Genomic DNA, 24050 nt, shown 5'->3' with positions numbered 1-24050 from the left:
CTACCTTAAGGAAGCATTTTCAGGCAGCGTGATTTGCCCCATTAGATAAGGCGCAACGCGGCCTTTAATCATCACGCGCTCGCCTTCTACAACGCAATTCAGCGCGCCTTGGCGAGCGCCACCCTGGCGGGCAGTGAGTGCTTGCTTACTCAAACGCGCGGCCCAGTAAGGTGCGAGCGACGTATGCGCCGAGCCAGTCACCGGGTCTTCTTCCACGCCGACCTTGGGGCCAAACCAGCGAGAGACAACATCCACATCATCGCCTCTCGCAGTAACAGCCACACCTCGCCCTGGCAGCTGTTTAAGCCGCTGCATATCCGGCACGAGGCGTTCAATCACACTCGCCTCCTCGACGACCACCACAATGTCATCCGAGATCAGCAGCTCTTCGATTTCGATACCGCCCAGGGCAGCGGCGACTTCCGCGTGCATGTCTAGCGGTGCGAGCGTTTTCGCGGGGAAGTCCATCACCAGCGCATCGCCCTCGCGGCGAACGGTTAGTACACCGCTTCTGGTTTCAAAGGCCACCGCCTCGGCCACCACGCCCAAGGCATGAAACACCACCCACGCCGCCGCTAAGGTGGCATGGCCGCACAGATCCACCTCCACCGAAGGCGTAAACCAGCGCAGGTGATAGCCCGCTTCCGTGGGTACGAAAAACGCGGTTTCGGAAAGGTTATTCTCCGCTGCAATGGCCTGCAGCAGCGCATCATCCAACCACGCCTCCAGCGGGCACACGGCGGCTGGGTTGCCCTCAAAGGGTTTTGAGGCGAAAGCATCTACTTGGTAGAGGTCGATTTTCATGGCAGTTACCGAAAAAGAGAGGCGAAAACGCTAGGTTAGTGCCGCTTTCTGGCGGAGGCATCAAGCTCAATCGCGCGTCGTCAAGCGCTGAGCTCGTCTCCGCCTGGAAGCCATCACGGCCACTGCCGCGATGCAAAGGGCAGCGGCAATCCCAGCCCATATAAAATGGGAATAGCCACTCAGCCGCTCGAACAGTGGCGCAAGGGCCTGACCAAACAGATAACCGAGCGTGACCCAGGCCAGCGCCCAGATCAACGCCGAAAGAGCATTGAGCAGGATAAAGCGTGGCCAAGGATAATCGGTCGTGCCGATGGTCACCGCACCGGCCATGCGTAGCCCATAAAGGAAGCGTAAGGAGAACGCGAAAACGTTCGGGTGGGCGTTGAACGTTGTCAGTACACGCCCACCTGCCGCACTACCCTGCACCGAACGAACGATAGCGCTATTGCGCCACCCGTGCCCGAGCAGGAAGAACACTTGATCCGCCAGGAAAGAGCCCAGCGCGAGCGCGATGATAGCGGGCCAAAACTCGATCAGGTGCTGATGAGACAGGATGCCGCCCAGCATCGCACTGGCTTCGCCCTCCAAGCTCGCCCCCACGAACAGCCCGAAGCTGCCATAGTTCGCCACCAAATGCTCAAGCGTCATTTGCGTTCATCCATAAAGTAACCCCGGAACCGTGGGCGCTAGGTAAACGCCCTCTTTATCTCGATTCGGGATGATGCAGAGGATTGAATAGGGCTTTTTAGCGGCAGGCAGCTTATTCAATATGCGAGTGGCGTTCAACAGCAACGCACGCAGCCCACACTCATCAGTGCAGCTAAACCAGCAACCCGTTATTATCCTGCTAACTACTTTGCCTACTGGCATCATGCACACCACACCTACTCACTGGGCACGCTATGCATAACCTATGGATTCCCGTCGTCGCCATTTTCATCGTTGCGGGCCTGATATTCGGCGGCCAAGCCTACTCCGAGGCCCAGCGTGATGCTCATATCGCCGCAAGCATATCGGAACGCCTCGGCAGCCAAACGCAGGCCGACCTCTCGCATTTAAAGCGCGTCAACAAGGGCTATGGCGTATGCGGGGATTATCACCTTGCCAACGTTGAGCATGGCCACTTCTACTACAACAGCGCCACCGAGCGCCTAGCGCTGGGCACCGATGCGCCGCTGTATCAAGATAACTGCGATAGGGTTTCTGACTAACGCCTTGAAACCTATCGTTCTCAACAAGCAGCCCTAACCCACCTCCACGGAGTAACGCGTGCTGCGCCCACCGCCGGGAAGCTTGGAAAGGCAGCCTTTCTCCACCAGTTCTGCCAAATCCCGCGTGGCGGTGGCCTTGCTCACCTCAGCCAACGATTGGTACTTGCGGGCATTAATACCCTGTGCAAATTCTTCGACTGCGGTATCCAACAAACGGTTCAGCACCTTAATTTGCCGTTCGTTGAGTATCGTAGTTGCCATGATACTGACAAAAAAAACCAAATGAGGCCTAGCTCAAAGAGATCTATCGAATTGAATCTGGTTCTGGGTTCACACAAACAGTATCTGTAAAAGTCTGTTTATTCTAAAGGGCGGGATACTTTGACCGAAACTTTGGACACGCTGTAGAGCTCCACTTTGCCGCCGACAGCCTTTTCGGGGTTAAACAGTGCGAGATTGATACCGTCGCTGACTGAACTACGATAGAGCACGCCGTCGAAACCGATTTTCTTAATGAACTCACAAAGATACTGGCTCGGAATATAGTCGATCGCGGCCCCTGACGGCTGAACAGGTCGAGTCAACTCCTCACCTAAACGTTCGAGGAACGGCAAATCGGCGCGTAACTGACTAATCTCGCTCGACTCGGAGAGTATGAAGGGAGAAACGAGTTTGCGCGGATTGCGCAAGTCCACAACCTTAATATCGGGAATTGTGAAATCAGCAACACATGCAAGCTCGCCGGTATGAGGCCTTATCTCAGCCACAGCGGTTTCAGGAATTGATCCCAGATAAAGATAGGGAATGCCCGCAGGATTAGCCCGACCATGTGATGAGCGTCGCTCCGGGGGTGCACCCATCTTCTCAATTGGGAAGACCTGGTCCTCGGCAAGGATGCGCGCGCGATACCATTGCCGAGGTAATTGCGACGCCAACAACATGCCAAACAACTGTTCGAGGCGGTCTAAATCAATGGCGACATCAAGGAACCAGCGGTTGGCATACATCATTTCGTCGCGCAACTTATCCCACTGTGCGAGCCCCTCACTAATATAGCTTGGAGATGGTGCAAAGCTTTTTCGGACGATTTCACCGTCATCGAGAATCTCACCGAGCAGTTCTTTAGCGTGGGCGGTGTCCATACGTTGGTGACTAAAGAGCTGCCAATCATCCTTCATCCATTCGACCAGCGACTTACCGTCCTCACTCGGCTCATAGACATTAACTAGAAGCTCGAAATAATTGGCGAGCTTACCCGGCTCAACAAGCTGGGTATCAGCGGTCCCGCAAAAATCACATGCTCCGTAACTGGGATCTAGCGACGGGAAGAGCTGATCGCGCAAACTGCGATCATCAAAACATTCAGGGCAACAGAGTCGTTGTACCATAAGGCTTAACCAAGATAGTCGGCAAGTGTCTCGATGTGATGCTTCATCGAGAGCTTTTTAATGTAGCCGAGGCCTGGAAAATGGCCTTTAGCATGGAGGGAGCGAAACTCCTTTATCGCCTCAGTTTCAAGAATGTGGGAATTGTCACTATCCAGTTTCGCGATCAGTTTCTCCAGCGCCTGAGCGAACTTGCCAGCAGGGTCGGTTGGAGTGTCGTTAGTATCAGAGATAAAGTGGTAGACATACATGACATCGTCTTTGTCAGGATCAATGAAAGTCAAGTGGATCGCGACGGCGTAAGCCGGACCACCGCTCTCACTATAAACGTCGCCAGCGATAAGAAAATCTCCAAATCCCGTCATGCGGAGTTCATCATAGGTGACATGAAGGTCGGAGAACTCCTCTACAGGAAGATAATCGGCGTTACGTTGCCGTTTGAAGCCGTCGCGTACGAGAATGCGTTTGCCCTGGTCGAAGTGCTTCCGGTAGAGCATTTTTGCATGATCTTCTATAAATACGTTATCGAGGCCCGCCGTGTTTTTCTTAAGCGCAGCCGCCAGCTCCTTGGGGGCAGTGAAGCCCGCGTGGACTAGAACAGGTTGATGATCAGCATGTTGGTCATAGCAGGCTATTACTTCATCTGCATTCATATCATTACGCAATAAAATGCCAGCTGAGATATTGTCAACTTCGCAAAAATATTCTTGGAGTAGACCAGTAATGCTCGCCCCGTCTTTTTTTGTGGTCACCGTGATAAGGGTTCACGATAACTATAGCGCGCCCACCTGCCTCGCACACAGCACTCAATGTTTTCTTAAGGCTGCCAAGTGACTCCCGCACAGGCTCAATCACAGGCACAAAGTTCTTTTCGGCAAGCAACTTTGACGTCTCGCGGATAGTAATTAGCTCGTATTGTTTTCCGCGAAAATAGGGATAATACATACGAAGGTCAGCTCCAAGTCATAGCTGTTTGAAGCGGAGTCTCAATGGCATCAATCAGCTTCGGGTGATCAGAGCGGCGCACCGATATAGAAAGCGCCGCTGCTTGCAAAGATTTGGGCAAACGATTGACAAAGTCACTAAGTGATGAAAGATCACGCGTCCGCTTGAGCGTGCGAACCATCTCTATATGCAACTCTACCGGGTCTAGCCTAGAGAACAGGTCACGCATAGTCGCGTGCCGTTGAGTGTTAGGAACCTCAGGTACCACCACGCCCATCGTCTGCAAGATTGTGTTGCTTTCAGCCATACGCAATGACTCAAAAACGGTTACTGGGCAGATTCGCTCAGGGCGCTCTGCTGCTTCGCGCACTGTTGTTATCCGGAAGCGCTTAGAAAGGCACATTACCCCTACGTCTTTCGGAACCGTTTCTATTATGCCTTCTATATGATCTTTGCTCGCAATTACATTTACCTTGGCGAAAACACGCTTATAGTTATCGACCTGGTTGGCTAGTCGCGCAAGCGAATCCCGCTCCGACTTGATCTCATAGACGGTAGCTGTGCCGTTCAAGATGACGAGATCAGCCTTGCTACTACCAGCACGAAACTCATTGAGCATCGAAGCTGTGCGTAGCGAATGCGTTCCCATCAGTATCTTCTGGCTGATAGCCGCCCGATAAATATATTCATCGCGCTGTCCTGCGACCTTCAAAATTTCGAATGCTTGGTCGAAAACATCTCCAACAGTCGCACCCGAACCGGCATTATCAAGCAAGTTTGTTTGTTCCAGTAACCGACAGAATAAGCCAGACTGGCCTTTTTTCGCCAATTCACGGAAGACAGCTGCAGAGAAGAGTCGGGTCAGGGCGGACAGTTGCGATGTACTATAATTTTTCATACTCCTACCTCAGCCGTCCATTTCGGACAAATCAGGGGGCATGAGTTGACCCCTAACCTACATTTAGCAAAAACGGCAGTATCCTTACCGCCGCTCGAAGCGAACAACTTTACCGTTGCATATTCTCAATACTAAATATAGACCTGATACCGAACAGTTTAAGGTTAGGCTACATCACTTGCGCCCACGCAACTATATAAGAAATAAGCCTACGCTCACTCCCACTCTATTATCAATAAGCCATTTTTGTCTTTTATTTTCAACGGCTTATTATACTGATAATCGGTAACACCATGATAAATACCATGCTCAGAAATTCCTTAAAAATAATTTCATTTTTTACTGACAGCTCCTCTCAACAGGGTCAGAACCAGCCAAACCGGGTAAAAAGCCACCAACCCTGTGGAGACGCCCATCCCCGCTACTGTCAGAAAAAAGGTATAACGCTGACGCTAACCATTTTACCGTATCTCTCCCGACCCAACCTAAAGAGATTTCAGTCCCCCTCGAAGCCTGCCGAAATGCTCAGGGCAAGTGTCGGGAGTTCATTGCGCCCCAATGATACTATCGTGCCCTCGAAAAAACAGCGGGAACAGCCTTAAATGCGCGAACAATTGGAGCGATATCAAGTCTGGCTTTATCTCCTAGTCATCCTGGCCGGCATGACCATCGGCTGGATGTCACCAGAGCAGACCCGTCATTGGGAAGCGCTGCTTTGGCCCGCACTGGGCGTTCTCCTGTACACCACTTTCACTCAGGTACCACTGATACATCTCAGGTCGGCATTTCGTGATCGCCGCTTTCTGGCCGCTTTGCTGACGGGCAATTTTATCCTGATACCGGTGGTCGTTGGTCTTCTGTTGTGGCTGTTACCGGATGATCCCGCTATTCGTCTCGGCGTACTGCTGGTACTGCTGGTGCCCTGTACGGACTGGTTTATCAGTTTTACCCATCTCGGTGGTGGGGACGGTGCCAGGGCCATAGCGGCCGCGCCGATCCTTCTGCTGGTCCAGCTCATTTTGCTACCCATTTATATCTGGCTCTTCATGGGCAATATCGCCATTGAACTGGCGGTTGGCAGCCACTTGCTGCCGGCATTCTTCGGATTGATTGTCACCCCGCTGATCCTGGCCTGGATTACCGAACGGTTGACGGAAAAGCACCCGCGCGCGCAAACACTGGTGGACTGGCTTGGGTGGCTGCCCGTGCCGTTGCTGGCATTGGTGGTGTTTCTAATTGCCGGTTCCCAGGTCAGCCTGGTGATCGACAATGGCGCCCTGCTGTGGTCGGCGCTTGTGGTTTTTGTACTTTATCTGGTTGCCGCCGCTACCATCGGCAAGGGGCTCAGTGAGCTATTCGGGTTCACGCCCACTATCGGCCGCACCCTCACCTTCAGCTTTGGTACCCGCAACTCCTTCGTCATGCTGCCGCTGGCGCTGTCACTGCCGGAGCCCTGGCGTGCCGCCATCGTTGTCATCGTCTTCCAATCCCTGGTCGAGTTGTTTGGCATGGTGGCGTATCTGCGTTGGCTGCCGCGCCTGATCAGGAATGCCGACTGAGCCGGGAACGCAGCCTTACCCGGCGCAACAGGACAATTGAGTCACGTCCTTGGTAAAAGTCTGGGCGCAGAGCTTGAGCCCTTCCACCATGGTCAGGTAGGGAAACAGCTCTTCAGCCAATTCCTGCACGGTCATATTGGCCCGCATCGCCATGACCGCCGGCATGGCGCGAAGATCGAGCATAGCGTCGCCGCCGGCCATATTGATCCCGGCCCGGCTGCCCCCGGCGGCAGCCACATAGACGAACTGCGGTTGGTCGGTGCAATCGCCCGCCACTCAGGGCAGCGCACTACGGACACACGTAACCCCATGGGAGTCCAGTCCTTTCTATGTGGTTGCCTTTCTGCTAGGCTCACGATCAAATTCCGGGACCACTTGCATGATTAAACGCTGTTTCATAGTCGCAATGACGCTGTTGATTGCTTTGCAGTCAGTGGCGTCTATTGCCTATGAAGCACAACCGCACAACCCCGCAATGCCACATTATGATGAGCATTCACACGAATCAGCGGATTTTTCCAGCGAAAATCAGGCAACCAAGTCGTCTCCCGGCAGCCCCAGTCATTCAGCGGACCATGGCCATCACAGCCACAGCTGCTTTCACATGGTGTTGCTGGGAACCCTCACAGACATTTCCGGCTTGGCTGCGGGAATAGTACAGTCCGACTACCAAGCCAACTTCACCACCGGGGTTCAATCCTCCCTTTTCCGCCCTCCCATTTCCTGACCCTGCGAATACCTTCCCCACCCGGGGAACAACTGTCATTTAGACTTTCGTAGGAGCAGTCCCATGCTTTTCAGAATGTCCGTAAAAAAGGGGCGGCGCGCAATGCCGTGCCACTCTATTATCCATGCCTTTTGCCTTCTAACGCTGGCATTTGGTTCTACCCTGGCACTCGCCGGGGAGAAACCGCTCACTCTGTCCAAAGCTCTCTCGCGGGCCATGGCACAAAACCCCGGCCTCCAGGTCTTCGATTTTCGCCTTCAGGGTCTTGATGGCCGACGCATCACGGCAGATCAAAATCCTGCCCTGGAGGCCGGCCTGGAAGTGGAAAACTTCCTCGGCAGCGACAATCTGCGAGGGGTCGACGGGGCGGAGTACACCCTGTCCTTGTCATCGGTCCTCGAACTTGGCGGCAAGCGTCAGGCCCGCGTCAGCGTAGTTGACTCACAATACGGGCGGGTCGAGGCCGAGCGCCGGGCCGAGACCCTGGATCTCTTGGGACAGGCGACCCAGCGCTTTGTCGCCACACTGGCCCTGCAGGAAAAACTCCAACTGGCCGCTGAAGCTGTGGCGCTGGCCGAGGCCACCCACGAGATCGTCACCCGTCGCGCCGACAGGGGCGCGGCGCCCCAGGCCGAAGTCCTGCGCGCCAGGGCCGCGCTCACCCAGAGTCGTATTGAGCAGTCCCGTCTTCGAGCCGCCTACGAGAGCCGGAAAATGGCTCTGGCTTCCCTGTGGGGCGATACCAGCCCGGACTTTCAAATGCTGGAAGGCGATCTGTTCCAGTTCGGTTCATCCGACAACTTCGATGCCCTGTACCAGCGGGTCAGCGACAGCCCAGCCATTCAAATCTACGCGAGCGAACAGCGTATCCGCGAAGCGGAGATTCAGCTGGCGCGCAGCCAGTCCGAGAGCGACATCCGTTGGCAGGTGGGCGTCCGGCGTTTCGAGGAGACGGATGATACGGGCTTGACCGCTGGGCTCTCGGTACCGCTCTTTTCCGGACGGCGCAATCGCGGCGAGGTGCAGGCCGCCCTGGCGGCGCGGGATGAGGTCCGATTCCGCCGGGAGGATACCCTGCTGCGCCTCCATTCGCGCCTGTTCGACGCCTACCACTTGCGGCAACAAAGTATCGAGACTGTTGAGCAGATTCGCAGCCAAATGCTTCCCGACCTGACCGAGGCACTCACTCAGACCCGCGAAGCCTATGAAAACGGCCGCTACAGCTATGTGGAGTGGACCGCCGCACAGCGGGAGCTGCTCTCAGCACGGCAGGCATTGGTCGACGCCGCCACCACGGCGCTGCTCAACCAGGCGTTGATCGAACAACTTACGGCGCAGCCACTCGCGACTGTTCCGGGCGCCCCGACGCGCTAACCCACAAATTCAGGATTCACACCATGCAACTGATAAAACAACTCTCTCTGATTCTGGTGGCCACCTGCCTTGCCATCAGCCCCTTACAAGCTGCCGAGGAACAACACGACGAATCGCAGGCAGAGGTCAAGGGGCCTAACGGCGGCATACTGCTGCAACAGAACGACGCCACCGTCGAACTGCAGATCTTCGAGCAGGGGGTCCCACCGGAATACCGGGCCTGGGTCACCAGGGATGGCCGCGCCGTTACTGATGATATTGACCTCAATGTCCAGCTCACCCGCCTGGGTGGGCAAGTGGACACCTTCGACTTCGCCTACCAGGGGGACTACTGGCTGGGGGATGGCGTGGTGACCGAACCCCACTCCTTCGACGTAGAAGTGAGCCTCGCCATGGACGGCAAGAACTACCGCTGGCACTGGGAATCCCACGAAGGTCGCACCCGGATCGCCCCGGCTATCGCCCGAAAAGCGGGTATCACAACGGCCGCAGCCGGGCCGAGTGCCATCGAGCGCAGCCTCACCACCTACGGCAGCCTGACCACGGCACCGCAGCAGATTGCCCGGATCCGCGCCCGTTTCCCGGGCGTGGTCAGCCAGGTGAAGGTCAATCTGGGCGATCGGGTCGAGCGTGGTGACGTGCTCGCTCAAGTAGAATCCAACGAAAGTCTGCAGACCTACGCACTGCGAGCGCCCATCGACGGGATCGTCATTGAGCGTCGGATCAGCAACGGGGAAATGGCCGGTGAGCAACCCCTATTCGCCATTGCCGATTTGACCACTCTGTGGGCGGAATTCAAGGTCTTCCCCGGCCAACGGGCCGAGGTTGCCATTGGCCAGAAAGTCCGACTGAAGGCTGACGGCATCGAGCGGGAAGGCACCATCCGCCACCTGCTGCCGGCACCCGGCAACGCGCCCTACACCCTGGCCCGGGTCGAAGTCGACAATGCCGAGGGACTGCTGACCCCCGGTTTGCTGGTGGCCGGGGATATCGTGGTGGAAACGGTGGAGGCCCCCTTGGTGGTTGACAACCGCGCCCTGCAATCCTTCCGGGACTGGACCGTGGTGTTTATTCAGGTGGATGACACCTACGAGATCCGCCCACTGGAGCTGGGCCGCAGCGACGGCAACCTGACTGAGGTACTGGGCGGCCTGCAAGCAGGCGATCGCTATGTGGTGGAAAACAGTTATTTGATCAAGGCCGATATCGAAAAATCCGGCGCATCCCACGACCACTAACCAGGAGGCTATGATGATCAATGCCATCTTACGTCTCTCGGTAGAGCGACGGTTTTTAATGTTATCCCTTATTCTGGTGCTGGTCGGCGTGGGCGTGTGGAGTTTTCAGCGCCTGCCCATCGACGCGGTGCCGGATATCACCAATGTCCAGGTACAGATCAACACCGAGGCACCGGGCTATTCGCCCCTGGAGGCAGAGCAACGCATCACCTTCCCGGTGGAAACGGCCTTGTACGGCCTGCCCAACCTGTCCTATACCCGGTCCCTGTCCCGCTACGGCCTGTCCCAGGTCACGGTGGTGTTCGAGGAAGGCACGGACATCTATTTCGCCCGCAATCTGATCAATGAGCGATTGGGCGCCATCAAGAGCGCGCTGCCCCCCGGGCTGGAGCCGGAGATGGGTCCCATCGCCACCGGTCTTGGCGAGATCTTCATGTACACCGTAGAAGCCCTGCCCGGCGCCGCTCAAGCGGATGGCAGTCCGCTGGACGCTACGGCACTGCGGGAGATCCAGGATTGGATCATCAAACCCCAGTTGGCCCAGGTGCCCGGCGTGATCGAAGTCAACACCATTGGCGGCTACGACAAGCAGTACCACGTCACGCCGTCGCCCCAACGGTTGCTGGAGTTCGGCATCACGGTGGATGAACTGGTCAGCGCCCTGCGGGCCAATAACACCAATCGCGGCGCCGGCTATATCGAACGCAACGGCCAACAGCTGTTGGTGCGCTCGCCCGGGCAGCTGGCCACCATTGGCGATATTGAACAGGTGGTGATTGCCAACCGGGATGGTGCGCCAGTCCGGGTAGCCGATGTAGCTGAAGTGGCCATTGGCAAGGAGCTGCGCACCGGAGCCGCCACCCGCGACGGCAAGGAAACGGTGATGGGCACCGCCATGATGCTGGTGGGGGAAAATTCCCGGGCGGTAGCACAGGCGGTGGCCGAGAAACTGGACGCCATTCAGCCCTCCCTGCCCGACGGCGTCAAGGTGGAGGCGGTATACGACCGCACAGCCCTGGTGGACAAGGCGATTGCCACGGTGGAGAAGAACCTGCTTGAAGGGGCACTGCTGGTGATCGTGGTGCTGTTTCTGTTGCTGGGCAACCTGCGCGCCGCCTTGATCACGGCAGCTGTCATTCCGCTTTCGATGCTCGCCACCATCACCGGTATGGTGCGGTCTGGCGTATCCGCCAATTTGATGAGTCTGGGGGCGCTGGATTTCGGCCTGATCGTCGACGGCGCGGTCATCATCGTCGAGAACTGTATCCGGCGCCTGTCCCAGGCCCAGCACCAGGGTCAGTTGGCCCTCAAGGAACGTCTGCAATTGGTGTTCGAGGCCACCAACGAAGTGATTCGTCCCAGCCTGTTTGGTGTCGCCATCATTACTGTGGTGTACCTGCCGATCTTTGCTCTCACCGGGGTCGAGGGCAAGATGTTCCACCCCATGGCGGCCACTGTCGTAATGGCACTGCTGGCGGCCATGGTGCTGTCACTGACCGTGGTGCCCGCCGCTGTTGCGGTCTTTATGGGGGGCAAGATCAGCGAAAAGGAAAGCCCGGTAATCAGCGGTGCTAAATCGCTCTACAGGCCTGCGCTGCGGGTGGCTATGAGGTTCCGCTGGCTGGTGTTGGGCGGCGCGACCACGCTGGTAGCGGTCTGTCTCTGGCTGGCGACCACCCTGGGGTCGGAATTTATTCCACAACTGGATGAAGGGGATATTGCACTCCATGCCCTGCGCATCCCGGGCACCGGGTTGGAGCAGTCCATCGAGATGCAATCGCAGCTGGAAGAACGGCTGAAGGCCTTTGGGGAGGTGGACAAGGTGTTCGCCAAGATCGGCACGCCGGAAGTGGCCACCGACCCCATGCCCCCCAGCGTAGCGGATAACTTTGTCGTCCTCAAGCCTCGCGACCAGTGGCCCAATCCCGACAAGACGAAGGATGAACTGGTGGCGGAAATGGAGGACGCCGTGACCCAACTGCCGGGCAACAAATACGAGTTCACCCAGCCCATAGAAATGCGCTTCAACGAACTGATCTCCGGCGTGCGCGCCGACCTCGGCATCAAGGTGTTCGGCGATGACCTGGATCAGCTGCTGGCATCGGCCAACGACGTCCTTGAGGTTGTGGAATCCATGGAGGGCGCCGCCGATGCCCGGGTCGAACAGGTGACCGGCCTGCCCATGCTGTCGGTACACCCCAAGCGCATGGCGCTATCCCGCTACGGGCTGACCGTGGATGATCTCCAGGATCTGGTGGCAGCCGGTGTCGGGGGCGAAAACGCCGGCCTGATTTACGAAGGCGACCGCCGCTTCCAGTTGGTGGTGCGTCTTCCCGAAGACATCCGCCGGGATGTGGACAGCCTCGCGGACCTACCTGTCCCCCTGCCGGACGGTGGCTATGTGCCCCTGTCGGAAGTGGCCGAGCTGGAGCTGGCTCCGGCGCCCAACCAGATCAGCCGGGAAAACGGCAAGCGTCGGGTGGTGGTCACCGCCAACGTGCGGGACCGCGACCTGGGCGGATTTGTCGAGGAAGCACAGGCGCGCATTGCGGACGACGTGGACCTACCCGCCGGATACTGGCTGGATTACGGCGGGACCTTCGAGCAACTGCAGTCCGCCAGTCAGCGGCTTGCCATCGTGGTGCCCGTGACCCTCGCCATCATCCTCGCACTCTTGGTGATGGCCTTCGGCTCCCTCAAAGATGCCTTGATCATCTTCACCGGCGTGCCACTGGCCCTCACCGGCGGGGTTCTGTCCCTGTGGCTGCGAGACATGCCCCTGTCGATCTCGGCGGGTGTTGGCTTTATCGCCCTCTCCGGGGTGGCGGTGTTAAACGGCTTGGTGATGATCGCCTTTATCCGCGATCTGTGGCACGAGCAGGGTGACCTGATGAAGGCCATTGTCGAAGGCGCCCTGATCCGCTTACGGCCGGTATTGATGACCGCCCTGGTAGCAAGCCTCGGCTTTGTACCCATGGCACTCAATACCGGCACCGGTGCCGAAGTACAGCGTCCTCTGGCGACCGTGGTGATCGGCGGGATTATCTCGTCCACCCTGTTGACGTTGTTTGTACTCCCTGTGCTCTATGCGCTGTTGCATGGCAGAAGTGCCAGTAACTCCACGCCCACAGGCGACATTAATCACGACACTGATAGTTAACCAACACTCCATCGTGGGGGGGGAATCTCCCCATGATTTTTTCAATGTTCTTTTATTGCGGTTTATATCCTGGAAAGACTATGAACGATCCACCCAAGCAACGAATAGATGACTTGAAAGAAGCCTCACCCTTTCGAACACATCGCATCCACGCCATCAACAGTGACTGGTATTTTTTAACCCGTGAAGGTCAAAATATCGGGCCATTCCCGAACAAAAAAGCGGCCGAAGACAGCCTTGCGGAACTCCTGAAAACTGTCAAAAAGGATGAGTAGCCAATGGCCCAAAATCCACAAAGTCGCCAAGGTACAGGCGACCTAGGGTCTCCCCATTTTCCGGCGTGTCATCGGCATAGTCCTCCTGAGGAGGTGAACAAGTCTGGTATTCGTGCCTCGGCGTCTGGCGCTCTTCTCCAGAGGGGGTAGAAAACACTTCGGCCTTGAGCAAACAGCCGTTGCCAGCCTCGCTGCAGGCTATAGAACGGGAATATCAGCCGGTGGTGTCGCTTCTGACGTTGCGCGTGCCGCACCAACTCCGGCGCTCGGTCCTGATAGGCCGCAAGCAGTGCCCAGGCCAGGCTGGCCAGCGCCACCAAGTTCTGCAGCGTCGTGAAACGGCGTGCCTGGACACCCTCCAGGTCGAACCCCTGCTTGGTGAACCGGTACCCCTCCTCGCAGGCCCAGCGATCCAGGTAAGCCTGAATCATCCGCTCGCCTTGGCGGCGACCACGCACCGGGCGCGTCGTCACCAGCACCAGGCGCTCCGACTTCTCATGATCGACAACGATCATCCACAGCGGCGTCTCCGGATGCTCCCGCAGTGTGACCTTGGTGATGCCGAACCGCACCGGGATATGCTGCCCACGGCGCAAGTGGCCGCGGTGTTTCAGTGGCAGATCTCGGGCAATCTGCTGCGATGTCTTGGCGGTATCTCGCCACTGCCAGAAGCGCTGATTGGCGGCCCGGACCAGCACATGACGCTCGGCGCGCAGCCAGGCATCCCACAGCCGCCCTCGATCGCCGCCACGATCGATGACCCACAGTGGCCGGCCCTCCACATGGCGCTGCACGGTATCCATCACGCTCAGGATATCGGTGTTTTCACTGCGGTAGCCGCCGCGAGCCGGCGATAGCAGCCGCGTGAGCAGTGGCCAGGTGGTGCCCCGCCTCAGGTCGCGTGCCACCACGCTGATCAGCGGATAACCACCGACGATCTCGCCGGTATCACCGTCGCGAACGCGGGTTCGGTATTCACTGGCCGGGGCGCCATCCCGGTTCAGGTCGCCCGGATCGATGGCCAGCACCATGTCATCGGTGATGTAAGGCGTGATCCGCTGGAGCTGCAGTTGCTCCGCGGCCCAAGCAAGCTCGCTGTGCCGGGACAGCATGCGCGACAACCGCTTCTGCGTGTGGTGCAGCCGACAGGGTTCCTTCAAGGCGCGGGCGATCTCGGCCTGGCGCAAACTACCGCTGGCCAGGATGCCAAAGAGCGTTTCTGCCGCCAGCTTCACGACGGGTCGAGCGAGGTGATCCGACAGGTCGTCACACCAGCCGATCAGGCGAGCTTTCCATTTGGCGCGGTCTTTGGCATCTTGAAGCATCGGGGTTTTCCTTTTGGTTCATGGTGTTAGGGGTAACAACATGATACCGGCGGGAAAGCCCCCGATCTCGTTGATAGCACTGAAATTTTCAACGCTATTCAGGCAGTTACAGCACCACCTGTGGAAAAGTGGGGAGACGCTAGACAGGCGACCAGGCACAGAGTAAGCTGAATACAGCAGATGCCTCTTTATAAATAGCCACCAACTAGGTTAACCCAATGAGTCACGACCATGTGCATATACCCCCCGAGACCAAGGATAAACGCGTTGCCATCGCCATCTGGGCGAACGGGATCCTGACCCTGGCTCAGATTGGGGGAGGTATCTTTGCCGGCAGTCTCGCCCTTATCGCGGACGCCTTGCATAACTTCTCTGACATGGCCGCACTCGTCATCGCGTTCGCGGCGCAAAAAATTGCGCGCCGCCAGGCTGACGCAAGGATGACCTTTGGCTACGGACGCATTGAAATCGTTGCAGCTCTCATCAACTACACTACCTTGATCATTATCGGGATCTACCTGGTTTACGAAGGTGGCATGCGGATAATCGATCCTCCAGAGGTAAAGGGCTGGTGGGTCGTCTGGCTTGGTGGTATCGCTCTGGCTGTGGACGCCTTGACAGCGTTGCTCACCTATTCGATGCAGAAAGACAGCGTCAATATCCGTGCACTGTTTCTTCACAATCTGTCGGATGCACTCGCGTCGGTCGCCGTGGTCATTGGCGGGACTCTTATTTTGCTCTACGACATGCGCTGGGTTGATCCTGCCATCACCATCGGTATCGCGGGCTATATTCTCTACCTGGGCCTGACAGAAATCGGCGGCACCATCAGAACACTCATGCTGGGTAGCCCGGTGGACATCGATACCGATGCCGTCATTGTTGCCCTCTCCAATATCGAAGGCGTTATCGACCTTCACCATGTGCATTTTTGGCAGATGGGCGAACACGATGCCTCGCTGGAGGCCCATGTGATTATCGAGGAAAGTGCATGGGATCAGCTTGAGAATATCAAATACAGGATAAAACAGGCTCTGGCGCAGGAATTCAACATACGTCATTCAACACTGGAATTCGAGCACCCGGACCACATGCACAAGGATGCCCACACCTATGGGCACGGTTGACAGAAAATTCTCCATAAGCATCGGCGAGAGCGGCGACTATTTTAATAGGCCGCCCAGGCGCGGAATTTTGCCGGCATGAATCCGAGCAGCGAGAAAGGACCAGAGACTAATAGCGCAGTTGCAGAATTCGCCGGGCGCCATTCAGCACAATCAGCCCGATGATCAGACCAATAACCAGGTCGGGATAACGGGAACCCGTCCAGGCGACCAATACACCGGCGACGATAACGCCCACATTGGCGATGACATCGTTAGCGGAAAAGATCCAACTTGCTTTCATGTGTGCGCCGCCGTGCCGGTTTCTTGCGATAAGCACCAGACACCAGACGTTGGCCGCCAGGGCCACAAGACCAAAACCCATCATTAACGCGGATACGGGTTCGCTGCCGAAAACAAATCGCCGCCCGACTTCAGCCAGGACTCCCAGCGCCAGAATCAACTGCAGCCAGCCTGACAAATGCGCCGCGCGCAGCTTGGTGCGAAGGCTGTTCGCCACCGCATAGAGGGCGACGCCATAGACCGCGGCATCAGCAAACATGTCCAAAGAATCCGCTATCAAGCCAGTGGATTGCGCCAGCCAGCCTACCGTCAGTTCAACCACGAACATAACGCCGTTGATGGCCAGCAACCACTTCAGTATACCGGCTTCGACCTGGGCGGTTGCCTCTTCCTTCTCCCTGGCCAGGACTAAATCCTCTTCCCCCGCCGGGGTGGTTTTTTCGAGCGTGGCACCCAGCCCCAGGGAACGCATCCTCTCCTCGATGGCAGCCCCATTGTCGCCATGGAATACCCGCACCTTCCGATTCGGTGTATCGAACTCCAGTAAAACCCGGGGCTCAATACTGTCCAGAGCCATGCGGATCATCCCCTCTTCCGACGGGCAGTCCATTTTTGGTACCCGGTAGTCACTGACATAGCCATGTTGAAAAGCCGTATCAGTATTCGCTATCCCAGAAGTGGGGGCACTGGCAATCTTGTTGCTCTGGCAGTTGTCATTACACGGGTCAGACATCGAAAAAAGCCCTTGAGAATGTACAGACGGTCACTATAAACTCTATAACAACTAATAGAGTCAATCGGAATATTGAGAGATGATAAAAATCGGCGAACTGTCGAAAGTGACTGGCTGCTCCGTGCAAACCATCCGGCATTATGAAAAGGAACAATTGATTGCCTCCGCAGAACGCAGTGAAGGTAATTTTCGCCTGTACGATGAAGTTGCCGTTGAGCAATTACTGTTCATCAAGCACTGTCGCAGCCTGGATCTCAGTTTGCCGGAGATCCGGCAATTATTGGGATTAAGCCGTTCCCCCGGCGCACAATGTGATGACGTGAATCGGATGATGGATAGGCATATCGAGCAGGTGGAGGCGCGTATCCAGGAACTAACCAAACTGAACGAGCAACTGAGAATGCTGCGCCGCAGCTGTTCAAACCGTCGGACAGTCGAGCAATGCGGCATATTGCGGAATTTGTCGGCTACTCCGGTTTCGAGCGGCTGACACCCGGTTCCAAAAACTCTCCTGAACGTTCTGTAACAGGGGCATTTTTCCAGCGTGGGCGCCGACCGCAATGGTGAGAGAAGAACTGCACAGCGGAAAACCGGTCAGTCTGTTGAATGACTGGTTTACCACCTATGACGGCTATTACCTGTATTACCCGAGTCGCCGTCAATCATCCCCGCTGTTTCGCTTGCTGGTGGATGCACTGAGGTTCAAATAGAAAAACCGGGTAATTCCAGGTAATTAATCAAAGTCCAAAAACAAACAACCCGGCAATGGCGCCGGGTTGAATGAACGCCTGTCATTGACAGACGGTTACCAGAGAGTGCCCGTCGTTGCCGGCTACTCCCACTCAATCGTAGCAGGCGGCTTACTGCTCACATCATAAGTCACCCGCGAAACGCCTTCCAACTCGTTGATAATCCGGTTGGAAACCTTCTCCAGCAGCTCGTAGGGCAGGTGCGCCCAGCGGGCGGTCATGAAGTCGATGGTTTCGACGGCGCGGAGCGCGATGACCCATTCGTAGCGGCGGCCGTCGCCAACCACGCCTACGGATTTCACCGGCAGGAACACGGCGAAGGCTTGGCTGGTTTTTTCGTACCAACCGGCGGCGCGCAGTTCTTCGATGTAGATGGCATCCGCGTCGCGCAGAATGTCGGCGTACTCTTTCTTCACTTCGCCGAGAATGCGCACGCCCAGGCCGGGGCCAGGGAATGGGTGACGGTAGACCATATCGTAGGGCAGGCCGAGTTCGAGGCCGAGTTTGCGCACTTCGTCTTTGAACAGTTCGCGCAGCGGCTCGACGAGCTTGAGCTTCATGGTTTCCGGCAGGCCACCCACGTTGTGGTGGGATTTGATCACGTGCGCTTTGCCGGTTTTCGAGGCGGCGGATTCGATCACGTCCGGGTAGATGGTGCCCTGTGCCAGGAACTCCACGCCTTCAATTTTGCTGGCTTCTTCATCGAACACGTCGATAAAGGTGTTGCCGATGATTTTGCGCTTGGCTTCCGGGTCTTTCTCGCCTTCCAGCTTGCTGAGGAACAGCTCTTCGGCGTCCACGCGGATCACCTTCACGCCCATGTGCTTGGCGAAGGTTTCCATCACTTGGTCGCCTTCGTTTTTACGTAGCAGGCCGTTATCGACGAATACGCAGGTGAGCTGGTCGCCAATCGCTTTGTGCAGCAGCGCAGCCACAACGGAAGAGTCGACGCCGCCGGAAAGGCCCAGCAGTACGTGGCGGTCGCCGACTTGCTCGCGTACGCGCTGTACTTGGTCTTCGATGATTTGGGCAGGGGTCCACAGTTTCTCGGCTTTACAGATATCCAGCACGAAGTGCTCAAGAATCCGCTGGCCCTGTAGGGTGTGGGTCACTTCCGGGTGGAACTGTACGCCGTAGAACTGCTTCTCTTCCCAGGCCATGGCCGCAATCGGACAGCTCGGGGTAGAGGCGGTCACGGTGAAGGTGTCGGGGGCTTTGGCGACTTTATCGCCGTGGCTCATCCATACATCCAGCAGCGCGTTGCCGGTGGCGGCGTCTACGTGGTCTTTGATGTCTTTGAACAGCGCGGTCTCGGCGTCGATTTGAATCTGGGCGTAGCCAAACTCACGCTGGTTAGAGCCTTCTACCTTGCCGCCTAGCTGCTCGGCCATGGTTTGCATGCCGTAGCAGATACCAAATACCGGCAGGCCCATTTCAAACACGCACTGTGGGGCGCGGGGGGAATCCAGCTCGGTGACGGATTCCGGGCCACCGGCCAGGATGATGCCGTTAGGGTTGTATTCGCGAATCTCTTCTTCGGTGATATCGAAGGCGCGGATTTCAGAGAATACGCCGATTTCACGTACCCGGCGGGCGATCAGCTGGGTGTACTGGGAGCCAAAGTCGAGAATCAGGATCTTATGGGCGTGAATGTCACTCATGGCGGAGCCTCTATAACGCGGAACGGCCGCATTGGCTAAAAAGCAAGCGGCGGGGCAATGCCCGCCGCCGTGTAACTTAAAGCGCTGGTTAGCTCACCCGATAGTTGGGGGCTTCTTTGGTGATCTGCACGTCGTGAACGTGGGACTCGTTAAAGCCAGCGCCGGTAATCTGTACGAACTCGGGCTTGGTGCGCATTTCCTGAATGTCGCGACAGCCGGTGTAACCCATGGAGGCGCGCAGGCCGCCCATCAGCTGGTGAACGATGGCGCTCATCATGCCCTTGTAGGGTACGCGGCCTTCGATGCCTTCCGGCACCAGCTTTTCGGCTCCGGCGTCCTTGTCCTGGAAGTAGCGGTCGGCGCTGCCCTGGCTCTGCGACATGGCACCCATGGAGCCCATGCCACGGTAGGCTTTGTAGGTACGGCCTTGGTAAAGCTCAACTTCGCCCGGTGCTTCTTCGGTACCGGCCAGCAGGCCACCCACCATCACGGCGCTTGCGCCAGCGGCAATGGCTTTCGCCAAGTCGCCAGAGAAGCGTACGCCGCCATCGGCAATCAGCGGAATGTCGAACTCTTTCAGCGCTTCGGCTACGTTGGAAACGGCGGTGATTTGCGGTACGCCAACGCCTGCCACAATACGCGTGGTGCAGATAGAGCCGGGGCCGATGCCTACTTTCACGGCGTCTGCGCCTGCTTCGGCCAGCGCTTTGGCAGCGGCGGCGGTGGCGATGTTGCCGCCGATCACTTGAATCTCGGGGAAGTGCTCTTTGATCCAACGAACGCGGTCAATCACGCCCTGGGAGTGGCCGTGGGCGGTGTCAACGATGATCACGTCAACGCCGGCTTCGGCCAGTGCGGCTACGCGGTCCGGAGTTTCCGGGCCGGTGCCGACCGCTGCGCCTACTAGCAGGCGGCCGTCGCTGTCTTTAGCGGCCATCGGGTAGGTGCGGGCTTTTTCGATGTCTTGGAAAGTCACCAGGCCGCGCAGATGGAAGGCGTCATCGACAATCAGCATTTTCTCAATGCGGTGTTCGCGCATCTTGGCTTTGCTAGTTTCAAGGTCGGTGCCTTCTTTCACTGTTACCAGCCGCTCGCGGGGAGTCATAATGTCGGCAACGCTGTCGCCCACGTTAGGCTGGAAGCGCATGTCGCGCTCGGTCACGATGCCTACCAGGGTTTCTCCTTCTACCACTGGGAAGCCGGAGAAGCCGTTTTCGCGGGCCATGGCCAGCAGGTCTTCCAGCTTGGCTTTGGGGCTAACGGTGACCGGGTCTTTGACGATGACGCTTTCGTGCTTCTTCACCTTGCGCACTTCAGCGGCCTGTTGCGCCATGGTCATGTTCTTATGGATGATGCCGATGCCGCCTTCCTGAGCCATCGCAATGGCTAGACGCGCTTCAGTTACAGTATCCATTGCAGCGGAAAGCAGGGGAATATTCAGGAAGAGATTGCGGGTCAGGCGGGTTTTGAGGCTGACATCCTTTGGCAGAATGTCGGAGAAGCCGGGAACGAGGAGTACGTCATCGAACGTAAGCGCTTCTTGGGCCATACGTAGCATAGCGGCAACACCCATTGAGAAGTGGGAAGATGGGGCGTAAAAAGTTAATCGCCTATTATAACGTTTTGAGGGCCGCCCCAGCAATGCAGAGTCGCGGTTAGGCTTATACCAGTTGCTAATGACGCTCGAAGCCCTGCGGGAATAAGCGCCGCTGGCAAGGCTCACGCACCTCGTTTGAGGTATCGTGTCATCCACGAAATGATCACCAAGGCCAACGATGGAACCGACAAGCACATCACCCACTCCCAAAGCGCTCTCCGTGAGCCAGCTGAACCAGCGCGCCAAGCAAACCCTGGAGCGCGATGTGGGGGAAGTGTGGGTAGAGGGCGAGCTTTCTAATGTGTCTCGCCCGGCCTCGGGGCATATCTATTTCACTTTAAAAGACGACCGGGCGCAGATTCGCTGTGCGCTGTTTCGTCAGCGGGCGCGCTTTGTGGCCGCCCCCATGCGCGATGGCGACCAAGTGAAGCTACGCGGGCGGGTCTCGCTGTTCGAGCCACGGGGCGATTACCAGCTCATTGCTGAAGCGGTGCAAGCCGCTGGCCTTGGCGAGCTGCTGGCGGCCTTCGAGCGTTTGAAAGCGCAGCTGGAAGGCGAAGGCGTGTTCGCCAATACGCGCCCCCTGCCCTTTCCCCCGCGCAAGATTTTGATTTTAAGCTCCGCCAATGGGGCGGCCATTCGCGATGTGCTGGCCGTATTGGCCGCTCGCTGGCCGCTGGCGGACGTGACGCTGATTCCCGTACCGGTTCAGGGCGCTGAAGCCGCCCCGGCGATGATCTCGGCGCTGGGCCTGCTCAACCGGCAGGCGCGGCTAGACCCCGAGCAAGATGTGGTGCTAATCACCCGTGGTGGCGGCAGCCTGGAAGATCTCTGGGCGTTTAATAACGAGCATCTGGCGCGGGCGATTTTTCACTCCCGGCTGCCGGTGATGTCGGCAGTGGGCCACGAGGTAGATGTCACCCTGGCGGATTTTGCCGCCGATATGCGCGCCCCTACTCCATCCGCCGCCGCTGAACGGCTAGTGCCCGACCAACACGCTCTAAAGCGCCAGCTCGCTCAGGCGGAGCAGCGTTTGCACCGAAGCATGCAAGCGCGGTTAGAGCGCGATAGCCAGCGGCTAGATACTCTGCGCGCCCGCCTTCGTCACCCCGGCGAACAGCTGGCTCGCCAGCGCCAACACCTCACTACGCTGCAGCAGCGCCTTACCCGCGCCATGCAGCAAACCCTCGCCCAGCAAAAAGCCCAAGCGGCCCAGCTCGCCCGACGCCTGGCCAGCCAGGATATGGCCCGGCTGCACCGCGCCGAAAGCGAGCGTATCAGCAGCCTACAGCGCCGTTTAGCTAGCGCCATGCAGCGCATATTAGAAGTACGGCAAGCACGCCTGCACAGCGCCGCCCGCGAGCTAAACGCCGTCAGCCCGCTGGCCGTACTCGGCCGCGGCTACGCCATCGCCCAAGATACCCAAGGCCAAGTCATCCGCCGCGCCGAAGACACCCAGCCCGGCCAACTGCTCAAACTGCGCCTGGGCGAAGGCCGCCTCAACGTCGAAGTAAAACGGCGCTACAAGAAGCACTGAATTACCGCTCGGTAATCATTAGACGCCTTTAGATACAGAGATAGCAAAAAATTACCGTTCGGGAATATTTTGCCAGCAAGATCATTGCCTTTCGGCTATTCTTACCGAACGGTAATTTACGAGAGGCACTCGCAATGGCGACTTCAACTCCTCCTGCGACTCGAGTACGCACCTCACAAGAACTCGGCGCGCTGATAAAACAGGTGCGCCAATCCCAAGCACTACTGCAAAGCGACGTGGCAGGCCTTGCCGGTACCGGCAACCGTTTTATTGTCGACCTAGAGCGCGGCAAGCCTACGCTTCAACTGCAGAAGGTACTCGATACACTCGACTTGATGGGCTTAGAGGTCGTGGTTCAGCGTAAAAATCCGTTTAATCGCTGGTACAAGATCAGCCGCCACTGATTGGCCCACCAGTGCGTGCTGGAGGTACGGTCAGCGAACAGGCTCAGTTGTTGATCCTTGATCCGGTTCTCCATGTCACCCCGGGCACAGTACTGCTCGTAGTAAAGCTTGAAGCCGTCATCGTAACGGGAACTGATGATAAACCGGGGATTAGAGCCCAGCTCGCCTTCTTCCAGACGGGCCACCACCCAGCGTGGGTATTTCCAGGAGTGTGCTTGATACGGAAAGCGAAACGTCTCTGCCACTTTCCCTCCCACCTGCCATTGGGTCTTGCGTACCAGCATCATGGGCACATCCACTTCCTTGAGCAGCCGGCTGTTCTTGGCGATTCCCACGATGTAGTCGACGTGATGCCGATCGCACCAGTTCAGCATCCGGGGACGACAAAAGTGGCTATCACCTCGTAACACGATGCGGGTATCGGGCCAGTATTGGCGGATAAAGCGTACCAGTAAGGCGAGGATCGCCCAGCTATGGCGGCTGTCGCTGCGGTCACTGGTGCGCAGATAGTCGGCTTCAATTTGGCGGCGTGAGAGTGGCGAGAAGGTCAGCTTTTCAGGTACCATTTTGGAAGCGGCTGTTGGTGCTTGATGGATTGGTTAGGTTCTTGAAATCATAGCACTTTCAGCCGCTTTCTTTTATACCCTGTGAGAAATCCAGGCTAACAACAGCGCCTTTTTAATCTCTCTTACTTACTTTTTCTCTGACTTTTTCTCGGCATCAGGATTGACGTGGTGCGTGTCAGGCATTGGGTTTGCGTCATCGTGGTGGTCGTCACGCTGATCTTTCTTCTGGTCGTCTTTATCAGGGGACATAGTACCTCCTACTCCTTGGCGGTGGTCGAGATATTACTGGGATAAAGCCTCACTCACTATAGCTGCTGCCGGGGTTCTTGCCATGGTGCGCTATCCGCCTAATACCATCACCACTTACTTACGCTTAATCAAAAACCATTTATAACAGTCACTTAAAAAAAATAAGCAGGAGCAATCTCCTATTGATCGTCTGTTTAAATAGCCTTTATTAATTCTCGCTATTCCAGGTTACTGATGCGCCCGCACT

Annotated in this window: 23 protein-coding genes and 2 pseudogenes; 11 read left to right on the top strand and 14 right to left on the bottom strand. The window is 57.2% G+C overall.

Features of this window, described 5'->3' with window-relative positions:
• A complete protein-coding gene (locus tag A3220_RS00775) occupies positions 1–804 on the bottom strand; it encodes a PhzF family phenazine biosynthesis protein (RefSeq protein ID WP_062372411.1) in 804 nt (267 codons plus the stop codon).
• Between the two features lie 66 nt (positions 805–870).
• Complete coding sequence (locus A3220_RS00770) at positions 871–1452, bottom strand: DedA family protein (protein ID WP_058578690.1); 582 nt, start codon at positions 1450–1452, stop codon at positions 871–873.
• Positions 1453–1706: 254 nt separating this feature from the next.
• Between A3220_RS00770 and A3220_RS00765 the strand changes: the two genes are divergently transcribed.
• Complete coding sequence (locus A3220_RS00765) at positions 1707–2015, top strand: hypothetical protein (protein WP_054641258.1); 309 nt, start codon at positions 1707–1709, stop codon at positions 2013–2015.
• A 33-nt stretch (positions 2016–2048) separates the two neighbouring features.
• Here the strand turns inward: A3220_RS00765 and A3220_RS00760 are convergent, their stop codons facing one another.
• The 5 genes from A3220_RS00760 to A3220_RS00745 form a co-directional block, all read right to left on the bottom strand.
• The gene (locus A3220_RS00760; protein ID WP_252860391.1) at positions 2049–2276 is read right to left on the bottom strand and encodes a DeoR family transcriptional regulator; all 228 of its coding nucleotides are present in this window, start codon (positions 2274–2276) and stop codon (positions 2049–2051) included.
• Positions 2277–2374: 98 nt separating this feature from the next.
• The gene (locus A3220_RS00755; RefSeq protein WP_197746084.1) at positions 2375–3358 is read right to left on the bottom strand and encodes an RES family NAD+ phosphorylase; all 984 of its coding nucleotides are present in this window, start codon (positions 3356–3358) and stop codon (positions 2375–2377) included.
• A 50-nt stretch (positions 3359–3408) separates the two neighbouring features.
• Positions 3409–4152: a sce7725 family protein gene (locus tag A3220_RS00750; RefSeq protein ID WP_252860390.1), complete on the bottom strand. Its 744-nt coding sequence runs from the start codon at positions 4150–4152 to the stop codon at positions 3409–3411.
• Positions 4088–4345 (bottom strand): sce7725 family protein, encoded by a 258-nt coding sequence (locus A3220_RS17670; RefSeq protein ID WP_252860389.1) that lies wholly within the window; start codon positions 4343–4345, stop codon positions 4088–4090. The genes A3220_RS00750 and A3220_RS17670 overlap by 65 nt, the downstream gene beginning before the upstream one ends.
• A 7-nt stretch (positions 4346–4352) precedes the next feature.
• Positions 4353–5243 (bottom strand): sce7726 family protein, encoded by an 891-nt coding sequence (locus tag A3220_RS00745; RefSeq protein WP_062372403.1) that lies wholly within the window; start codon positions 5241–5243, stop codon positions 4353–4355.
• 602 nt (positions 5244–5845) lie between these two features.
• Here A3220_RS00745 and A3220_RS00740 point away from each other — a divergent pair.
• Entirely contained in the window at positions 5846–6802 is a 957-nt protein-coding gene (locus A3220_RS00740; protein ID WP_042924031.1) for a bile acid:sodium symporter, read from the top strand.
• A 15-nt stretch (positions 6803–6817) separates the two neighbouring features.
• Here the strand turns inward: A3220_RS00740 and A3220_RS18115 are convergent.
• A pseudogene (locus A3220_RS18115) lies at positions 6818–7099 on the bottom strand (hypothetical protein); the annotation flags it as partial.
• Positions 7100–7181: 82 nt separating this feature from the next.
• Between A3220_RS18115 and A3220_RS17155 the strand changes: the two are divergent.
• From A3220_RS17155 to A3220_RS00715, 5 genes are all read left to right on the top strand, one after another.
• Positions 7182–7529: a hypothetical protein gene (locus A3220_RS17155; RefSeq protein ID WP_128082391.1), complete on the top strand. Its 348-nt coding sequence runs from the start codon at positions 7182–7184 to the stop codon at positions 7527–7529.
• Positions 7530–7592: 63 nt separating this feature from the next.
• Positions 7593–8903 carry a TolC family protein gene (locus A3220_RS00730; RefSeq protein ID WP_062372396.1) on the top strand — a complete coding sequence of 437 codons (1311 nt, stop codon included), beginning with the start codon at positions 7593–7595 and terminating at the stop codon, positions 8901–8903.
• Between the two features lie 23 nt (positions 8904–8926).
• Positions 8927–10141, top strand: a complete 1215-nt coding sequence (locus A3220_RS00725) for an efflux RND transporter periplasmic adaptor subunit (protein ID WP_054641790.1) — start codon at positions 8927–8929, stop codon at positions 10139–10141.
• A 13-nt stretch (positions 10142–10154) separates the two neighbouring features.
• Positions 10155–13301 (top strand): CusA/CzcA family heavy metal efflux RND transporter, encoded by a 3147-nt coding sequence (locus tag A3220_RS00720; protein ID WP_062372393.1) that lies wholly within the window; start codon positions 10155–10157, stop codon positions 13299–13301.
• 80 nt (positions 13302–13381) lie between these two features.
• Positions 13382–13576 carry a DUF6316 family protein gene (locus A3220_RS00715; protein ID WP_062372392.1) on the top strand — a complete coding sequence of 65 codons (195 nt, stop codon included), beginning with the start codon at positions 13382–13384 and terminating at the stop codon, positions 13574–13576.
• Between the two features lie 68 nt (positions 13577–13644).
• Here the strand turns inward: A3220_RS00715 and A3220_RS00710 are convergent, their stop codons facing one another.
• The gene (locus A3220_RS00710; RefSeq protein ID WP_054641841.1) at positions 13645–14901 is read right to left on the bottom strand and encodes a transposase; all 1257 of its coding nucleotides are present in this window, start codon (positions 14899–14901) and stop codon (positions 13645–13647) included.
• Between the two features lie 218 nt (positions 14902–15119).
• Here A3220_RS00710 and A3220_RS00705 point away from each other — a divergent pair, with 218 nt between their 5' ends.
• On the top strand, positions 15120–16028 hold the full coding sequence (locus A3220_RS00705) for a cation diffusion facilitator family transporter (RefSeq protein WP_044630773.1): 909 nt from the start codon (positions 15120–15122) through the stop codon (positions 16026–16028).
• A 106-nt stretch (positions 16029–16134) separates the two neighbouring features.
• Here the strand turns inward: A3220_RS00705 and A3220_RS00700 are convergent, their stop codons facing one another.
• On the bottom strand, positions 16135–17040 hold the full coding sequence (locus A3220_RS00700) for a cation transporter (RefSeq protein WP_042924021.1): 906 nt from the start codon (positions 17038–17040) through the stop codon (positions 16135–16137).
• A 79-nt stretch (positions 17041–17119) separates the two neighbouring features.
• On the opposite strand from A3220_RS00700, the gene cadR reads away from it, so the two are divergent.
• Positions 17120–17530 (top strand): Cd(II)/Pb(II)-responsive transcriptional regulator, encoded by a 411-nt coding sequence (cadR, locus tag A3220_RS00695; RefSeq protein ID WP_170968092.1) that lies wholly within the window; start codon positions 17120–17122, stop codon positions 17528–17530.
• A gap of 342 nt (positions 17531–17872) precedes the next feature.
• On the opposite strand, the gene guaA is transcribed toward cadR, so the two are convergent.
• Positions 17873–19450 carry a glutamine-hydrolyzing GMP synthase gene (gene guaA / locus A3220_RS00690; RefSeq protein ID WP_044630771.1) on the bottom strand — a complete coding sequence of 526 codons (1578 nt, stop codon included), beginning with the start codon at positions 19448–19450 and terminating at the stop codon, positions 17873–17875.
• A gap of 88 nt (positions 19451–19538) precedes the next feature.
• Positions 19539–21008, bottom strand: a complete 1470-nt coding sequence (gene guaB / locus A3220_RS00685; protein ID WP_054645354.1) for an IMP dehydrogenase — start codon at positions 21006–21008, stop codon at positions 19539–19541.
• Positions 21009–21225: 217 nt separating this feature from the next.
• Between guaB and xseA the strand changes: the two genes are divergently transcribed.
• Positions 21226–22584 (top strand): exodeoxyribonuclease VII large subunit, encoded by a 1359-nt coding sequence (gene xseA / locus A3220_RS00680; RefSeq protein WP_044630770.1) that lies wholly within the window; start codon positions 21226–21228, stop codon positions 22582–22584.
• Between the two features lie 134 nt (positions 22585–22718).
• The gene (locus A3220_RS16630; RefSeq protein WP_044630769.1) at positions 22719–22988 is read left to right on the top strand and encodes a helix-turn-helix transcriptional regulator; all 270 of its coding nucleotides are present in this window, start codon (positions 22719–22721) and stop codon (positions 22986–22988) included.
• On the opposite strand, the pseudogene A3220_RS00675 reads toward A3220_RS16630, so the two are convergent.
• Positions 22973–23497 (bottom strand): annotated as a pseudogene (locus A3220_RS00675) (transposase); the annotation flags it as partial. The gene A3220_RS16630 and the pseudogene A3220_RS00675 sit on opposite strands and share 16 nt — an antisense overlap.
• A 183-nt stretch (positions 23498–23680) precedes the next feature.
• Positions 23681–23803 carry a hypothetical protein gene (locus tag A3220_RS18110; RefSeq protein WP_266100169.1) on the bottom strand — a complete coding sequence of 41 codons (123 nt, stop codon included), beginning with the start codon at positions 23801–23803 and terminating at the stop codon, positions 23681–23683.
• Positions 23804–24050: the final 247 nt, after the last annotated feature.

Origin of the sequence: Halomonas sp. KX33721, from assembly GCF_001596805.1 — a bacterium.
GTDB classification, from domain to species: domain Bacteria; phylum Pseudomonadota; class Gammaproteobacteria; order Pseudomonadales; family Halomonadaceae; genus Vreelandella; species Vreelandella aquamarina.
This window is presented reverse-complemented; position numbering and strand designations above follow the sequence as displayed.

Coding starts and splice junctions, on each gene's coding strand:
- A3220_RS00775 (WP_062372411.1), bottom strand. CDS start 804: ATGAAAATCGACCTCTACCAAGTAGATGCTTTCGCCTCAAAACCCTTT.
- A3220_RS00770 (WP_058578690.1), bottom strand. CDS start 1,452: ATGACGCTTGAGCATTTGGTGGCGAACTATGGCAGCTTCGGGCTGTTC.
- A3220_RS00765 (WP_054641258.1), top strand. CDS start 1,707: ATGCATAACCTATGGATTCCCGTCGTCGCCATTTTCATCGTTGCGGGC.
- A3220_RS00760 (WP_252860391.1), bottom strand. CDS start 2,276: ATGGCAACTACGATACTCAACGAACGGCAAATTAAGGTGCTGAACCGT.
- A3220_RS17670 (WP_252860389.1), bottom strand. CDS start 4,345: ATGTATTATCCCTATTTTCGCGGAAAACAATACGAGCTAATTACTATC.
- A3220_RS00745 (WP_062372403.1), bottom strand. CDS start 5,243: ATGAAAAATTATAGTACATCGCAACTGTCCGCCCTGACCCGACTCTTC.
- A3220_RS00740 (WP_042924031.1), top strand. CDS start 5,846: ATGCGCGAACAATTGGAGCGATATCAAGTCTGGCTTTATCTCCTAGTC.
- A3220_RS17155 (WP_128082391.1), top strand. CDS start 7,182: ATGATTAAACGCTGTTTCATAGTCGCAATGACGCTGTTGATTGCTTTG.
- A3220_RS00730 (WP_062372396.1), top strand. CDS start 7,593: ATGCTTTTCAGAATGTCCGTAAAAAAGGGGCGGCGCGCAATGCCGTGC.
- A3220_RS00725 (WP_054641790.1), top strand. CDS start 8,927: ATGCAACTGATAAAACAACTCTCTCTGATTCTGGTGGCCACCTGCCTT.
- A3220_RS00720 (WP_062372393.1), top strand. CDS start 10,155: ATGATCAATGCCATCTTACGTCTCTCGGTAGAGCGACGGTTTTTAATG.
- A3220_RS00715 (WP_062372392.1), top strand. CDS start 13,382: ATGAACGATCCACCCAAGCAACGAATAGATGACTTGAAAGAAGCCTCA.
- A3220_RS00710 (WP_054641841.1), bottom strand. CDS start 14,901: ATGCTTCAAGATGCCAAAGACCGCGCCAAATGGAAAGCTCGCCTGATC.
- A3220_RS00705 (WP_044630773.1), top strand. CDS start 15,120: ATGAGTCACGACCATGTGCATATACCCCCCGAGACCAAGGATAAACGC.
- A3220_RS00700 (WP_042924021.1), bottom strand. CDS start 17,040: ATGTCTGACCCGTGTAATGACAACTGCCAGAGCAACAAGATTGCCAGT.
- cadR (WP_170968092.1), top strand. CDS start 17,120: ATGATAAAAATCGGCGAACTGTCGAAAGTGACTGGCTGCTCCGTGCAA.
- guaA (WP_044630771.1), bottom strand. CDS start 19,450: ATGAGTGACATTCACGCCCATAAGATCCTGATTCTCGACTTTGGCTCC.
- guaB (WP_054645354.1), bottom strand. CDS start 21,008: ATGCTACGTATGGCCCAAGAAGCGCTTACGTTCGATGACGTACTCCTC.
- xseA (WP_044630770.1), top strand. CDS start 21,226: ATGGAACCGACAAGCACATCACCCACTCCCAAAGCGCTCTCCGTGAGC.
- A3220_RS16630 (WP_044630769.1), top strand. CDS start 22,719: ATGGCGACTTCAACTCCTCCTGCGACTCGAGTACGCACCTCACAAGAA.
- A3220_RS18110 (WP_266100169.1), bottom strand. CDS start 23,803: ATGTCCCCTGATAAAGACGACCAGAAGAAAGATCAGCGTGACGACCAC.